This window comes from Pseudoduganella violaceinigra DSM 15887 (genome assembly GCF_000425385.1).
In the GTDB taxonomy this organism is placed as follows: Bacteria; Pseudomonadota; Gammaproteobacteria; order Burkholderiales; family Burkholderiaceae_D; genus Rugamonas; species Rugamonas violaceinigra.
Map to the genome: position 1 here is coordinate 152,812 of NZ_AUDI01000009.1, position 14,298 is coordinate 167,109.

Sequence of the window (14,298 nt, forward strand, 5' to 3'; positions counted from 1 at the left end):
CCGGCATAAAAGTATTGAAGGGCCTGATCCTGGGCTGCGCCGCCCTGCTGCCCTTGCTGGCCGCCGCGCAGGACTGGCATTACGAGGTGCGCATCAACGCGCCGCACGGACTGGAGTCACTCCTCGAAGACAACCTGGACCTGGTGCGCTACCGCAAGAGCCCGCGCATGGACCGCGACCAGCTGCAGCGCATGCTGCGCGCGGCGCCCGAGCAGATCAAGACCCTGGCGGCCACGGCCGGCTACTACACGCCGGCCGTCGATATCCGCCTGGACGACAGCGGCACGCCGACCGTGCGGATCGAGGTGGTGCCGGGCGAACCGGTGCGGGTGGGCGAGGTCGACATCCGGTTGGCAGGTTTCGAGTCGACCGCCGCCGCGCCCTTCGACCAGCAGGCCCTGAAAGCCGGCTGGGGCCTGCCGGCGGGGTCCGTGTTCCGCCAGGACGAATGGGAAAAGGCCAAGCGCGATCTCCTGCGCGCGGTGGTGCAGACGCGCTACCCGCGCGCGCAGATGACGGCCAGCGAAGCCGTGGTCGATCCGGAAACCCGGCGCGCCCTGCTGCATGTGACGCTGGAGAGCGGGCCCGAGATGCGCTTCGGCGAACTGAAAATCGAGGGCCTGCGGCGCTATCCGGCGTCGGTGGTGCGCAACCTGAACCCGATCAAGCCGGGCGACTATTACAGCGAAGCGGCGCTGCAGGCCTACCAGGGCAAGCTGCAGGATACCGGCTATTTCGCCAACGTCGAGGTGAGCGCCGACCTGTCCGCGCTGCTGGACGAACAGATCGCCGCCGCCGCGGACAAGGCCGAAGGCACGCCGCCGCCGGCCGCCATGGCGCCGCTGCCCCTGCTGGTGCGGGTGGTCGAGAACCGGCGCAAGACCGCCAGCGTGGGTATCGGCTTCAGCACCAATACCGGCGCCCGCACGTCCGGCACGTACGACGACCTGGACGTGTTTGGCCTGAAGATGAAAAGCGCGCTGACGCTGGAGACCAAGCGCCAGTCGGCGCGCAGCGATTTCTATTTCCCCACCACGGCCGACGGCTACAACGACAGCTTCGGCGCCGCGCTGGAGCGCAAGGACATCGAGGGCGAGATCACGCGCACCGGTTCCATCGCCGCCAAGCGGGCCTGGGGCACGCCGCTGCTGGAACACAGTATCTCGATCGAGTACCTGAACGAGAGCAAGACGGTGAACCGCGTGCTCTCATCGCATAGCCAGTCGCTGCCCATCACCTATGCCGCCACCTGGCGCAAGGTGGACAACCTGGTGTTCCCCACCCAGGGCCATGTGATCAATGCCACGCTGGGCGGGGCGCTGCTTCCGCTGCTGACGGACGAGAAATTCCTCCGCGCCACCGCGCGCGGCATCACCTACCGCCCTTTAAGCCCGGCGTCGACCGTGATCCTGCGCGCGGAGATCGGCGCGCTCGCCTCGGCGCGCCAGGACGGCGTGCCGACCACCTACCTGTTCCGCGCCGGCGGCGACAACTCGGTGCGCGGCTACGCCTACCAGGAGCTGGGCGTGCAGCAGGGCGACGCCACGGTCGGCGGCCGCTACCTGGTGACCGGCAGCGCGGAGTACCAGTACTGGTTCAAGCCGGCCTGGGGCGCGGCGCTCTTCTACGACGCCGGCAATGCCGCCAACTCCCTGGGCGGGCTGCATCCCAAGTCCGGCTACGGGGCCGGGGTGCGCTACAAAAGCCCGGTCGGACCGATCAACGTCGACCTGGCCTACGGCCATGCCACCGGCAAGGTGCGCCTACATTTCTCGCTGGGATTCACGTTCTGATGGATACGCCGCCTACTCCTCCTGACACGCCCGTGCCGCCAGCGCCGCGGCGCAAATGGCTGCGCCGCGCCCTGCTCGGCGGCGGCGCAACCCTGGCCGTCCTGGGCGGTGCGCTCTGGCTGCTGGGCCGGGAAAGCACTTTGCAGGGCATCCTGGCGCAGGTCGCCCGCGCCAGCGGCGGCCAGATTTCGGTCAGCGGCGTCAGCGGCTCGCTGTATGGCCGCATGCACATCGGCCATCTCGTCTACCGCGACGCATCGAGCGTGCTCACGCTCGACAACATCGAGATCAACTGGTCGCCGCTGCAGTATTTCAGCGAAGGCGTCGCCATCAGCGAACTGCACGTGGCGCGCGCCGAGTCGCGCGCCACCGGGCCCGCCAAGCCCGCCGCGATGCCGGCCTCGATCGCCCCGCCGTTCCGGCTGCAGCTCGGCGACGGCCGCGTGACGACCCTGGCCCTCGTCGCCCTGGACGGCAGCCGCACGGAATTGCACGCGATCCGGCTGCAGCTGCAAGGCGACGGTCAGCGCTGGCTGCTGAAAGACGCCAGCGCCGAGACGCCGGCCGGCGCCATCGCCGCCAGCGCCGAAATGTCCACGCAGCGGCCGTATAAGCTGAGCGCGACGGCGGCCCTGGCGCCGCTGCCGGCAGCGGGGGCCGGGCCAGTGAAGGCGCCCGACCCGGGCCTGGTCCGGCGCAGCGCGGCCAAGCTGGAAATGGTCGCCAGCGGCGATCTGGCCCAGCTCAAGCTCGACGTCAAAGGCACATCGCATTACGCCAACGGCGACGGCACGCTGCTGCTGGCGCCGTTCGACGCCCTGCCCCTGCGCAGCATCCGGCTGCAGGCGCGCGATGTCGATCCGTCGCGCTTCGATCCGGCCTGGCCCAAGGCCGCCATCGACCTGGCGCTGGATGCCGCCATCGAGGGCAACAAACTGTCCGGCAAACTGGCCGCCACCAACCGCGGTACACTCGGCCCGCTGGACCAGCAACAGCTGCCGCTGCAAAGCGCCTTCGCCCAACTGGGGGGCACGCTGGACAACGCCAGCCTGGGCGGCCTGCTGATCGACTTCGGCGCCGCCGGCAAATTCACCGGCGGCGGCACCCTGCGCCGCCTGCCGCAAGACGGCGGCATCGACAGCGCCGCCCTGCGCCTGCATACCGACCGGCTCGACCTGCACGGCTTGTTCAGCGCCGCGGCACGCACCGCCATCGCCGGCGATATCAGCGCCGACAGCAAGGGCCGGCAGCACACGTTGCGCGCGGCACTGGGCGAAGGCAAGCTGCGGCTGGACGCGCACGCCACGCTGCGCGACTTGCTGCTGACCGTGCACGAAGCCCGCCTCACGGCCGGCCAGGGCAGCATTACCGCCACGGCGCAGGCCAGCCTGAAGGAGGACCAGGCCTTCAAGGCCAACGCCAGCGCCAAGCGCTTCGATCCCGCCGCGCTGGGCGCCTTCGCGGTGGCCGACCTGAATGCGGAACTGCAGGCCAGCGGCAAGCTGGCGCCGGACTGGCGCGCCGCCGTCAGCCTGCTGCTGCAGCCCAGTAAGCTGATGGGACAGCCGCTGTCCGGCAAAGCCGTGCTGGCCGCCGATGCCAGGCATCTTTCCGGCATCGATGCCAGCCTGGCCTACGCCCGCAACAACTTCACCGCGCGCGGCGCATTCGGCGCGGCCGGCGACCAGCTCGATTGGCAGCTCGAGGCGGCGCAGCTGGCCGCGCTCCACCCGCAGCTGCAGGGCAGCGCAAACGCCAGCGGCACCCTGGCCGGCGGCTATGCGGCGCCGCGCACCAGCTTCAGCGCCGAAGCGCGCGGGCTGGCGTTCCTGGCGCCGGGCCAGCGCGCGCCGGCGGCCCAGGCCGACAGCGTGATCAAGGCCAGCGGCGAAGCGGCCCTGTCCGGGACGATGGACGTCAAGCTGTCCGGCAGCGCGGCGCGCGTCAATCCCGCCAGCTTCGGTGCGCCCGTGGCCGGCAGCGTCAACGCGGACTTCGACGCCAGCCTGCGCGCCAGCGCCGACTGGCTGGCCCATGCCGACATCCGCTTGCAGCCCGCGTCCACGCTGGGCAACGCGGCGCTGAGCGGCCACGCCCGCCTGGCCGCCAGTCCCGGCCGCGTGCAGGACGGCGACATCGACCTGCACCTCGGCCCCAACCTGCTGCAGGCCAGGGGCGCCTTCGGCAAGCCGCAGGACCGCTTCGACTGGAAGCTCGACGCGCCGCAACTGGCAGTGCTGGGCAGCGGCTGGTCGGGCAGCCTGCGCGGCAGCGGCTATGCCAGCGGCGGCGCTGGCGGCAAGGCCATGCCCACGCTCAGCGCAAGCCTGGACGGCGCCTCCCTGCGCCTGCCGGGCCAGTTCGAAATCGCCACCATCAAGGGCAGCGCCACCATCGGCACCGCCGTCGGCCCGGACGATCCGCTGCAGGCCGACCTGGCGCTGAGCGGCTTGAATGCGCCGGGCGTGCAGCTGGACCGCCTGCGCCTGCAAGCCAGCGGCAGCGCCGGCAACCACAGCGTGCAGGTCGGCGCCGCCAACCCGGACTTCGACGCCAGCGCCAGGCTGCACGGCAGCGTGGCCGGCGACAGCTGGAACGGCAGCATCGACGCCCTGCAGAACAAGGGCCGCTTCGCCCTATCGCTGCAGGCGCCGGCCACCCTGCGCATCGCCGGCCGCGAGGGCGGCGGCATGGCGGGCCTGGCCAAGCCGGAACAGCTTGCGCTCGGCGGCGCCACCATCGCCATGCCGGAAGGCAGCCTGCGCATCGACACGCTGGAAAAGAACGGCCTGCACTGGCGCAGCAAAGGCACGGCCACCGGGGTCAACGCCGCTTATCTGGCCCAGTTGTCCGACACCTGGCGCAGCAGCGTCGCCAGCACCATGACGCTGGGCGGCGACTGGGCGCTCGACCTGTCGGCGCCGGCGGCGAAAGGCGCCGCGCCCGCATTGGACGGCACCGTGCACGTGTTCCGCGAAAAAGGCGATATCACCATCACCGGCGGCGAACGCCCCCTCCCGCTCGGCCTGAAACTGCTCGATGCGCACGTCACCGTGGCCGGCGACCAGCTGCGCGCCCAGGCCGAACTCGCCGGCGACAAGGCCGGCAACGCGCGCCTGGAAGCCACGGCCCAGCTGCGCGACGGCCGCATTCCCGCCGACAGCCCGCTGCAATTCGGCGCCAGCGCCAGCCTGCCCTCCATCGCCTGGCTGTCGCCACTGCTCGGGGTGCAGGGCATGGAACTCGATGGCGCCCTGCGCGCCAGCGCCGCGGGCCGCGGCACCATCGCCAATCCCCTGCTGGACGGCGAGGTGGTGGGCGACGGCCTGTCGATCAACTGGGCCGAGCAAGGCATCCGCCTGCGCAACGGCGCCTTGCAGGCCAAGGTCGCCGGCGACCAGCTGCAGCTGCAGCGCCTGCGCTTCGATGGTACCGACGGCCATGTGCAGGCCGACGGCTGGCTGCGGCTGACCGGCGGCGACGTGGCGCTGGACCTCAAGCTGGCCGCCGACAAGCTGCAAGTGTTCAACCGGCCCGACCGCACCCTGGTCCTGAGCGGCAGCAGCACCCTGGTGCGCGACGCCAAGCGCTTCGAATTCGATGGCAAATTCAAGGCCAACCGCGCCCTGATCGAGTTGCCTTCGCTCGACACCCCGACCATCAGCGAGGACGTGGTGATCCTCGGCCGCGAAAAACCGAAGACCGCCCCCGCCACCGGGCAGCCGCTGAACATCGATGTGGAAGCCGACCTGGGCGACGACTTCACCCTGCGCGGCAAAGGCCTGGACGCCCAGCTGGCCGGCAGCGTGCGCGTGCGCGTGGCCGAGCGCCGGCCGCCGCGCGTCAATGGCAGCATCCGCGTCGTCAGCGGTACCTATGCCGCCTACGGCCAGCGCCTGGCGATCGAACGGGGCGTGCTGAATTTCACCGGCGCCTACGACAACCCCAGCCTGAACATCCGCGCCGTGCGCAAACGTCCCGAGGGCGACGAATTGAGCGAAACCAATGTGGAAGCGGGGGTCGAAGTGCGCGGCACGGCGCTGGCGCCGGCCGCCAAGCTGGTCTCGACGCCGTCGGTGCCGGACAGCGAAAAGCTGGCCTGGATGGTGCTCGGCCACGGCACCGCCGACATGGCGGGCAATGAAATGAGCCTGCTCGGCACGGCCGCCGGCGCCCTGCTGGGCGGCAGCGGCGGCCCAAGCCTGGCGAACCGGGTCGGGCTCGATGAACTGGGCGTGAGCCAGGCCAAGGGGCTGGAAAGCACCGTTGTCACGGTCGGCAAGAAGCTGTCCTCGCGCGCCTATCTGAGTTTCGAACAGGGCGCGGGAAGCGCCACCAGCCTGGTCAAGCTGCGCTACAAGATCAACAACCGGGTCACGCTGCAGGTGCAAACGGGCACCAACAACGCGCTGGACGTGCTCTATAACTGGGCGTTCGACTGACCCGGCGGCCCCAGCTCGGGATTATGGCTGGGCACCGGCTCGTCCTGTGGGACGGGACTGTGCGGGCTGTGGGGGTGCACCGGCTCCGGGCGCGGCTGCGATTCATCGACCGGCACCGGCAAGTCCGGCGCGCGGTGGGCGTGGATGGGGTGTTTATCCATGGCTGGGACTCCGGAAAGCGAGATCACGAACGGGTATTCTACGCCTCCGGGTAGAATCTTTCTTTTTTATGAATTGCGCCGCTCCATGCACCTGACTGTCACGACCGTAGTCCTGCTCATCCTCGTTCCGACGCTGGTCTGGCGCATCTATTCGCGCCTGAAACTGGTGTTCCGCCGCCAGGAATCGGTCGCATGGCGGCATGGGATCGGCGCGGCCGGCCTGCCCATCCTGTTGCTGGCAGCCGCCCAATCCATGCTGGGCAACCTGCCCGCGCTGTCCATGATGGCCGGGGCCGTGATCGCGGGCGCCTGGCTGGCCTTCTTCGCGCTGCGCAAGACCCGGTTCGAAAACACGGGCGTCAAGCTGTACTTCACGCCACCGAGCCGCACCGCCATCCTGGTCTGCATGCTGTTCGCCGCGCGCGTGCTGCAGATTGGCGTCGAGTTCTACATCAACCGCCAATCCGAACACCCGCGCGTGATCCAGCAGATGGAAGTGCTGCAGGACCCGCTGAGCGTGATCCCCTTCGGCCTGGTGCTCGGCTACCTGGCCGCCTACTCGATCGGCCTGCTGCGCTGGCGCAAGGCAAACAAGTTGCAGGATTAAAGCCACGGCTGACCCTGACTTTTTAAATGAGATCGACTAGCGCTTCCTTTACCGTCGGGTAGCGGAAGGTGAAGCCGGTGGCGAGCAGGCGGGCGGGGGCGATGGCGGCGCCTTCCAGCAGCAGGTCCGCTTGTTCGCCCAGCAGCAGGCGGATCGGCCAGGCCGGCGTGGGCAGCAGGCATGGCCGATGCAGTTCGGCGGCGGCGGCCTGGGCGAATTCCAGCTGCGTCGGGTGCTGCGGGGCGGTGAAGTTCCAGGCGCCGTCGGCGTGCGCGCCCAGGCGCCAGACATGCGCCAGCCCGCGCAGCAGGTCATGCAGGTGGATCCACGAGCTGCGCTGCCGCCCGCTGCCCAGCCGTCCTCCCAATCCCATCCTGAACGGCATCAGCATCGGGGGCAGCGCGCCGCCGTTTCCATACACCAGGCCAAAACGTGTGAGTGCGACAGGAACGCCGTATTCGCGCGCCCGGACAGCGGCCGCTTCCCATTCCTGGCACAGGCGTGACATGAAGATCGCTTGCGGCGGGCTGGCTTCGTTCAATACCTGCTCGCTGCCATGCGGCTGATTGCCGTAATAGCCGATGGCGGAGGCGTTGACCAGCAGGCGCGGTTTGCGCACCGCGTCGGCGATCCAGTCCACCACGCCCTGGGTCAGCCCGGCGCGGCTGCTTTGCAGCACGGCCTTGCGGCGCGCGCTCCAGGGCAGGCCGAGGATGCGGGCCCCGGCCAGGTTGATGATGACGTCGATGTGTTCCGTCGGTGCCAGGTCGGCCATGCTGGCCACCGCCCGGACGGCGCCGTTGAATTCCCAGGCGGCTTTTTTCGGTTCGCGCGACAGTACGATCACGCGATGGCCGCTCTCCAACAGCGCGGGCAGCAGCGCGCGGCCGATAAAGCCCGTGGCGCCCGTGACCAGCACTGTTTGCGGTGCGCCGTCAAAGTGCACCTTGTCCGATGCGGCCTTGGGTTTCGCACGCGCGGCGAATGCGTCACGCATGCCGGATACGAAGACCCCCGCGCCGCATAAGGCGAGGAAGACGCTGAGCCAGCCTTGCGGCGCGTATTGGAATCCGGTCGGCGCGGCCAGCGCTTCCGGCAGGCCAAGCACCAGCAGGCAGATGAAGGCGCCGCCGTTGATCGCCAATACCGTATGCGTTACGCGCTCGCTTGCGGGCAGCAGGCGGGTCTGGTCTTCCACCACGAAGTCCCACAGCGTGAGAACGATTTCGACGCCGAACAGCGCCAGCAGCGCCCAAGCCCAGGCGCCCTGCCATTTCCAGGCCGACAGGCCGGCGAACAATACGCCATAGATCGTCGCGCGCACCGCATGGATGGCCAGTTCGCGCCGCGCCGTGGCCCGCTGCGGCAGCGCTTCCGTCAGCTCATGGTGGTAGATGGTGTCGAATGCGCCCAGGCAGCCTTGGGCGGCCATCAGTTGCAGGGCGAGTAAATGCGTATTCATGCGGTCTCCTTGCCCGCCGCGCGCCGTTCCTGGAAGACGCCCGCTTGCACGAACGTCGTCCCGAACCACACATGGCGGATTTCGATACGGATGTTGAATCGGTTGGGTGCCTCGTTGCAGTGGCGCAGAAAGGTCTTGCCCGGGGTGAGGACGTCCGGCAGTGGGATGCGCCAGCCCAGGAGGTCCCAGAAATAGCCGTCGCTGGTGAAGTGCAGGTTGCCGTCCGCCACGTGCAGCTTGAGTTTCATGCCCAGGCCCAGGCCGACATACTCCAGCACCTCGCCCTGCTCGCTTTCGGCCATGTAGGAGGTGAAGCGCACCGCTTGGCGGCCGTTCAGCCTGTACAGGCGCTGCTTGTAGATATGGGGCGACCCTTCTTTGCCGTAGACCTGGATGTCGACCGGAAAATCGCCGTCGTCATAAGGAATCAGGGCGCCCTGGATGAAGGGACGGCTGACGAAGCCCACAAATTTGCCCAGCCGCGACGACGACAGTTCCGCCAACCGGCCGTAGTACAGCAGCGGTTTGCCGGGCGCCGGGTTCTTCGCGAAACGCTGCTGGATGTCCGGATGCAGCTTGCCCCACTCGGCGCCCAGGATCTTGCGGAACAGCTCGCCCTCGCCGACCACGGGCGCCGCTGCGCGCGCGGCATGGACGGCGTCGATCCGGTACAGGCGCCAGAGGGCCGGCAGCAGCAAGGCCAGGGTGGCGCAATCGACCCATACGTTGGGCCACACGCTGCCGCGCAGCGAGACCAGGATGTCCTGCGGCCCCCACAGCAGCAGGCCGGCCGCGATCCACAGCCAGGCCGCGCGTTCGCGGCGCTGGTCGCCGAACCACACCAGCGCCAGCATCCACAGGCCAACGCACTGCAGGGTCGCTCCGAACAGGGCCATCCACCAGGCGTCGCGCGGGCGCGCCAGCGGACCGCCCAGCCAGGCGTGGTACCAGTCCAGCGCCCTGGCATCGGCAGCCCAGGGCAGCAGCAGCCCCACCAGCAGGTGGGCGGCGGCGCTGGCGTACAGCCAGCGCACCAGCCATTTACGTTCCATGCCGGTCTCCGACGTAGATGGCGCAGGCGGCGCCGTCGCAGGCGCCTCCCGGGCCGCCAAGCCCGAGCCAGCGCGAGATGGCGTAGCGCCGGCGGGCGAAGCCGCGGTAGGCCCACGCCAGCACCGGCCGCAGGAAGCGCAGGCGCAGCGGCCAGACCAGCCAGCTGCGTCCGGCCAGGGTATAGGCCGCGAGGATGGCGTCGGTGCCGACCAGCATGGCGCCGTCGGCGCGCACGCCGTGCAGTTCCATGTTCATCGCCGCCAAGCTCACGCCCAGGGGCGAGGGATCGAAGCCAGTTGCCGCAATATCAACAAAGGCCAGCCGCCCATGCCGGTCCCAACGCTCCAGGCGCGCCATTTCGTGCCGGCAGAACGGGCAGGCACTATCGAAATACAAGGTCAGCGCATTCATCTGTTTTTCCTATGTGTGTGGCTAAAAAACTACAAGCTACAAGGTGAGGGGACACATGCCGGAAGTCGCTTCCGCATGCCCGTTCGCTTACTCCCACAATGAACAATTATTGTTTTAAGTTATTTTTCCTTTTTTTCTGTTGTTACAGAAATTAAAGACCATAAATCTAATGATGTCAATTCCTTAAAGGTCGTGTATTCTAAAATCACACAAAAATGATTGCCGTGAGGAAATTTTCTTATGACGACTTACAATAAGACCGACAAGGGCCGGGAAGAGATCTCGGCGCGCACTTACGGACTCCAGTCGCGTATGCGCACCCTGCTGGTGATGATTGATGGCCGCCATCCGATGGAAGAGTTGTTGCCGAAGGTCATCGGAATCGGGCTGGATGCCAGCGCCGTGTCCGAGCTGCTGGCGCAGGGTTTCATCGAGGAAGGCGAGTACGTGGCGCCGCCACCGCCGCCTCCGGTACTGCCTACCGAACAGGAACTCGCCGCGCAATTCGCGCAAGCACGTTCGTTCTACGAGCGCACCATCGAGCCTACGCTGGGCTTGCGTGGACAGGTCTTCCAAGCCAAGCTCGATGCCGCTGCCACGCTGGAGGACTTGAAAGCGATGCGCATCACCTTCTTCGAGATGGTGAACCGCGTGCGCGGCCGGCCGGTCGCGCTGGCGCTGAAAAAGGAACTGGACGCCATCCTCGGCGTCTGCAGCAAAGAAGCCGCCTGAGGCCGCGCAGGAATTTGATCCAGGTCATTCCCGGCTGAGCCGGGCTTTCCCATACTGGCTGCCAGTTCACAGGAGAAAGCGATGACCATGATTGAAAATATCGGCACGGTGGACCGTGCCTTGCGTGTTGCCGTCGGAATGGGCCTGATCGCCGCCGTGTTGCTGGGATTGGTGGGGCCTTGGGGCTGGATCGGCGTCGTGCCGCTGCTGACGGGCACGGTCAAGCATTGCCCCCTGTACCGGGCGGTCGGCATCCGGACCAGCGGCGATTAAGGCATCGGACGGCGCTATGCCTCGCGCAGCGCTTCCTGGCGGCGCGGCAGGAAGGCGAAGCCCGCCGTCAGCAGGAAGAACAGCATGCCGACGCCGGCAATGAAGTAGTTGCCGGCGCAATCGACCGGCGTGCGATCGAGCACGGCGCGTCCCGGCTGCCGCGGATCGGCCCAGGCCACGACCGGCTTTCCCTGGTCGCGCATTGCGCGCAGCCGTTCGTACAGCGCCGCGTACTGCCCCTCAGACGGAAATCCATCGACCAGGAACATGGCCTGCGAGCGGAAACTGGCGCCCGCCAGCTGGTATTCATAATCGACGTGCAGGCGATGGTGCTGCTCCGAGCCGACCGGATACGCTTCGAGCTCCAGGCGGCGCAACGCCACCGGGACGGCGACATAGCCTTGCGCTGCGCCCAGGTCCAGCCATTGCCGCACCGGGTTGTACAGCCCCGTGACAACCAGGCCCAGGCACCACAGCAGCGATAGCATGATCAGCAGCGCCGGCGCCTCGCCGCTGGTCCAGCGCGAAGGACCTCGCGCCATTACGCGGCGGCGGCCTGGCGCCGCTGCAGTACGAAGATCGGCTGCGCCCACTGGGTATCCTTCTTCTTCTTGCTCGTGATGAGCGTCAGGTCGGAAGGATCGTAGACGTCCGTGTTGTGGGTGAGCGGCGTCGTCATCAGGTATTGCGCATCGGTGTTCTTCAGGAACTCGCCGACCAGCTGGATGTTGCGGATGTCCAGGTGGGCGAACGGTTCGTCGATGAAGACGAAGCCGCCGGAGCCGTCTTCCGACTTCAGCAGGCCAATCAGCAGCACCAGCGATTTCATCACCTGCTGGCCGCCCGACGCTTCGCCGTCGTTCATGCCGATCGGGCCCTTGCCGTCGAACTTGAAGCGCACCTGCAGGCCGGCTTGCGCCAGCAGCAGGTCGTCGTTCTCCAGCTTGACCGGTTCAACGTGCACGTCGATATTGGCCAGCGCGCCCAGTTCCTTGATGTTCGCGGAGTAGGTCTTGATGGTGTAGCGCAGGCGCTCGATATAGGCGCCGCGCGCATTGGCGGTCGCTTCGATGGCGCGGTTGTTCTGGTAGCGGCGCTCTTCGGTCTCCGACTTGCGGTTCGACAGCTGCTCGTTCAGGCGGGCGTACTGGTCGATCACGGTGGCGTCGAGTTCCCAGTCGTCGCGCGCCAGCGACGATTGCAGGCTGGCGATGCGCAGGTCGACCTGGTGCGCGTTCTGGTGCTGCTGCACCAGCGCCAGGCGGCGCGCCGGACGGCGCCATGCGCCCGGCAGGTGGCGCCACTGGCGGCGCATGGCCTGCATGGCGCGCGCGTGGTCGGAGCGCTGCTCCATCTGGCGCTTGAAGTTCAGGCGCAGGCCCGCTTCCGCTTCGGACAGCGCCATGCGGGCGCTTTGCCAGGCGGTGTCGGCCTTGGTGCGCGCCACGGTGGCGTTCTTCATCAGGCCTTGCAGCTCGCCCAGGCGCGAACCGACCTCCAGGCGCTCGGCGCGCAGCGGCACGGCGGAGCGCGCGGCTTCGTCGAATTCCTCGGTGCGGGCCGACAGCTCCTTCACCGCATCGACGCCGGCCAGGCGGGCTTTCAGGGCCGAGGTTTCCGAGGCCAGCTTGGAAATCTGCAGGGTGTACTTGTCTTCCTCGGCTTCCAGGTTCGGCAGGTTCTTCTGGATCGCGTCCATACGCGAGGTCTTGCCGGCCGAGCCGAAGCGGTAGCGCGAGGCTTCCACGAACAGCGAGCGGCCGCCGCGGCGTTCCTTGTGGTAGGCCTCGGGCGTGATCCATTCTTCGATATTGCCCAGCTTCGCGCCTTCTTCCACCGACTCCACGCGGGTGATGCGCGAGAGCTGGTCGATCAGCCATTCCGGCGCCAGGCCGCTGAACTTCACCACCGACAGCAGGCTCTGGTTCTTCGGCTCGTGCGCCTTGACGCAGTCGGGCACGATGAAGTGGCGATAGCGCTCCTTCTCCGCCAGGCGGTAGGCCGAAGAAGCGTCGGAAGCGCGCTCCAGCAGCACCACGGACGCGTAGCCGCCCAGCACGCCCTCCACCGCGCCCTGCCATTTCGGATCGGTCACTTCGACGATGTCCGACAGCATCGCGTGCGCGATGCCGGCGTCGTTCAGGGCGCGGCGCATGGCGCGCACATTGTCCGGCTCCGGCATGGCGCTCTTGCCCGACAGCGCATTGATGGTGGCCTTGTCCTGCGCGATGCGGTTGGACACGGCGTCGCGCTGCGCGCGCAGCTTCTGCAGCTCGCTTTCCTTGCCTTCCAGCTGGGCGGCGGCATCGGCCACGTCGGCGCCGGATTCGGCGGCCAGCTTCTGCAGGCGCGACTTCTGCTCCGCCAGCGATTCCAGCGGCTTCAGTTTGCCGTTGATGTGGTTCAGGCGCGACGTCAGGGCGGTCTGCTCCTGCTCCAGCAGGGTTTCCTGCTGCTGGGCGTCCTGCAGGGCCTTGGCCTGTTTCGCCACCTCGTTGCGCTTGTCGGCCAGCACCTGGTCGGCCTGGGCCAGCGGCTTGCGCGCTTCGCGCAGCTGGCGGCTGATGTTGCCGGCCTTTTCGCGCGCCTCGTGGTATTCGAGCGACGGCAGCACTTCTTCCTGCAGGTTGCGGCGTTCCTTGTGCAGCGTTTCCCACTGGTGGTAGTTGGCCACGCGCAGGCGCAGGCCTTCCAGGTTGGTCTTGGAGCCTTCCAGTTCGGCTTCGAAGCGCTTCAGTTCTTCTTCGGTGTCGCGCTGGTGGCGCTTGGCCTCGTCGTAGGCGTCCAGCACCTCCTTGTCGCCGAACACCTGGAACACCAGGTCCAGCAGCTGGCGCGGCGCGTATTCGCACAGCTTGTCGGTTTCGCCCTGCTCCAGCGCCAGCACTTTGGACATGGCTTGCGACAGGCCGGCATTGGCCAGGCGCTTGCGGTAGTTTTCCACGCCCAGCCAGTCGCTCGCTTCGGTGACTTCCTCGATGTCCACGTTACCGGGACGCATCAGGTACTGGCGCTTCCAGTCGCCGCCGTTCTTCTGCACCTGGCAGAACAGGGTCACTTCGTCTTCGGCGAAGAAACCGCTGGAGCGGAAAGGTCGGTTGGACAGCTGCTTGCCCTGCGGTTTGTTGTCCACCACGGCGCGCAGCCAGGCGGTCTGCTGGCCGCTGTGGCGCGCGTAGTGCTTGTAGGTGCGGCCCATCGAGCAATCGAGGCCGAACAGCGTGCGCAGCGCATCGAGCAGGGTGGTCTTGCCGGAGCCGTTCTGGCCGGCGATGGTGATGATCTTGGCATCCAGCGGAATATTCTTGATGCGCTGCCAGTAGTCCCAGTGGACCAGCTCAAGGGATTTGATTTGGAACATCGC

At 67.8% G+C, this 14,298-nt stretch carries 11 protein-coding genes; 5 read left to right on the forward strand and 6 right to left on the reverse strand.

Annotated elements, in window-relative coordinates; all coding sequences use genetic code 11:
- The first annotated feature begins 14 nt into the window (after positions 1–14).
- Entirely contained in the window at positions 15–1,793 is a 1,779-nt protein-coding gene (locus H597_RS0106980) for an autotransporter assembly complex protein TamA (protein WP_307578927.1), read from the forward strand.
- The gene (locus tag H597_RS0106985) at positions 1,793–6,235 is read left to right on the forward strand and encodes a translocation/assembly module TamB domain-containing protein (protein WP_035373370.1); all 4,443 of its coding nucleotides are present in this window, start codon (positions 1,793–1,795) and stop codon (positions 6,233–6,235) included. Before H597_RS0106980 ends, H597_RS0106985 begins: the two co-directional genes overlap by 1 nt.
- Here the strand turns inward: H597_RS0106985 and H597_RS33985 are convergent.
- Entirely contained in the window at positions 6,214–6,396 is a 183-nt protein-coding gene (locus H597_RS33985; RefSeq protein ID WP_083940986.1) for a hypothetical protein, read from the reverse strand. The genes H597_RS0106985 and H597_RS33985 overlap by 22 nt on opposite strands.
- Positions 6,397–6,481: 85 nt before the next feature.
- On the opposite strand from H597_RS33985, the gene H597_RS0106990 reads away from it, so the two are divergent.
- Positions 6,482–7,003 carry a CcdC protein domain-containing protein gene (locus H597_RS0106990; RefSeq protein WP_035373373.1) on the forward strand — a complete coding sequence of 174 codons (522 nt, stop codon included), beginning with the start codon at positions 6,482–6,484 and terminating at the stop codon, positions 7,001–7,003.
- 22 nt (positions 7,004–7,025) lie between these two features.
- Here H597_RS0106990 and H597_RS0106995 read toward each other — a convergent pair whose 3' ends face one another.
- Genes H597_RS0106995 through H597_RS35840 form a run of 3 tightly spaced genes read right to left on the reverse strand, consistent with a single transcriptional unit; the run spans position 7,026 to position 9,929 of the window.
- Positions 7,026–8,465, reverse strand: coding sequence for a TIGR01777 family oxidoreductase (locus tag H597_RS0106995; RefSeq protein ID WP_028101500.1), 1,440 nt, complete (start codon positions 8,463–8,465; stop codon positions 7,026–7,028).
- Complete coding sequence (locus H597_RS36165; RefSeq protein ID WP_083940987.1) at positions 8,462–9,517, reverse strand: DUF4166 domain-containing protein; 1,056 nt, start codon at positions 9,515–9,517, stop codon at positions 8,462–8,464. The genes H597_RS0106995 and H597_RS36165 overlap by 4 nt, the downstream gene beginning before the upstream one ends.
- Positions 9,507–9,929: a thiol-disulfide oxidoreductase DCC family protein gene (locus H597_RS35840; protein ID WP_083940988.1), complete on the reverse strand. Its 423-nt coding sequence runs from the start codon at positions 9,927–9,929 to the stop codon at positions 9,507–9,509. Before H597_RS35840 ends, H597_RS36165 begins: the two co-directional genes overlap by 11 nt.
- Before the next feature lie 240 nt (positions 9,930–10,169).
- On the opposite strand from H597_RS35840, the gene H597_RS33145 reads away from it, so the two are divergent.
- A complete protein-coding gene (locus H597_RS33145; RefSeq protein ID WP_028101501.1) occupies positions 10,170–10,661 on the forward strand; it encodes a hypothetical protein in 492 nt (163 codons plus the stop codon).
- Between the two features lie 81 nt (positions 10,662–10,742).
- Entirely contained in the window at positions 10,743–10,934 is a 192-nt protein-coding gene (locus H597_RS0107015) for a YgaP family membrane protein (RefSeq protein WP_307578939.1), read from the forward strand.
- 14 nt (positions 10,935–10,948) lie between these two features.
- On the opposite strand, the gene H597_RS0107020 is transcribed toward H597_RS0107015, so the two are convergent.
- Both H597_RS0107020 and H597_RS0107025 read right to left on the reverse strand, forming a co-directional pair.
- Positions 10,949–11,476, reverse strand: a complete 528-nt coding sequence (locus tag H597_RS0107020) for a DUF3592 domain-containing protein (protein ID WP_028101503.1) — start codon at positions 11,474–11,476, stop codon at positions 10,949–10,951.
- Positions 11,476–14,295 carry an ATP-binding protein gene (locus H597_RS0107025; protein WP_028101504.1) on the reverse strand — a complete coding sequence of 940 codons (2,820 nt, stop codon included), beginning with the start codon at positions 14,293–14,295 and terminating at the stop codon, positions 11,476–11,478. Before H597_RS0107025 ends, H597_RS0107020 begins: the two co-directional genes overlap by 1 nt.
- Between the last annotated feature and the right edge of the window lie 3 nt (positions 14,296–14,298).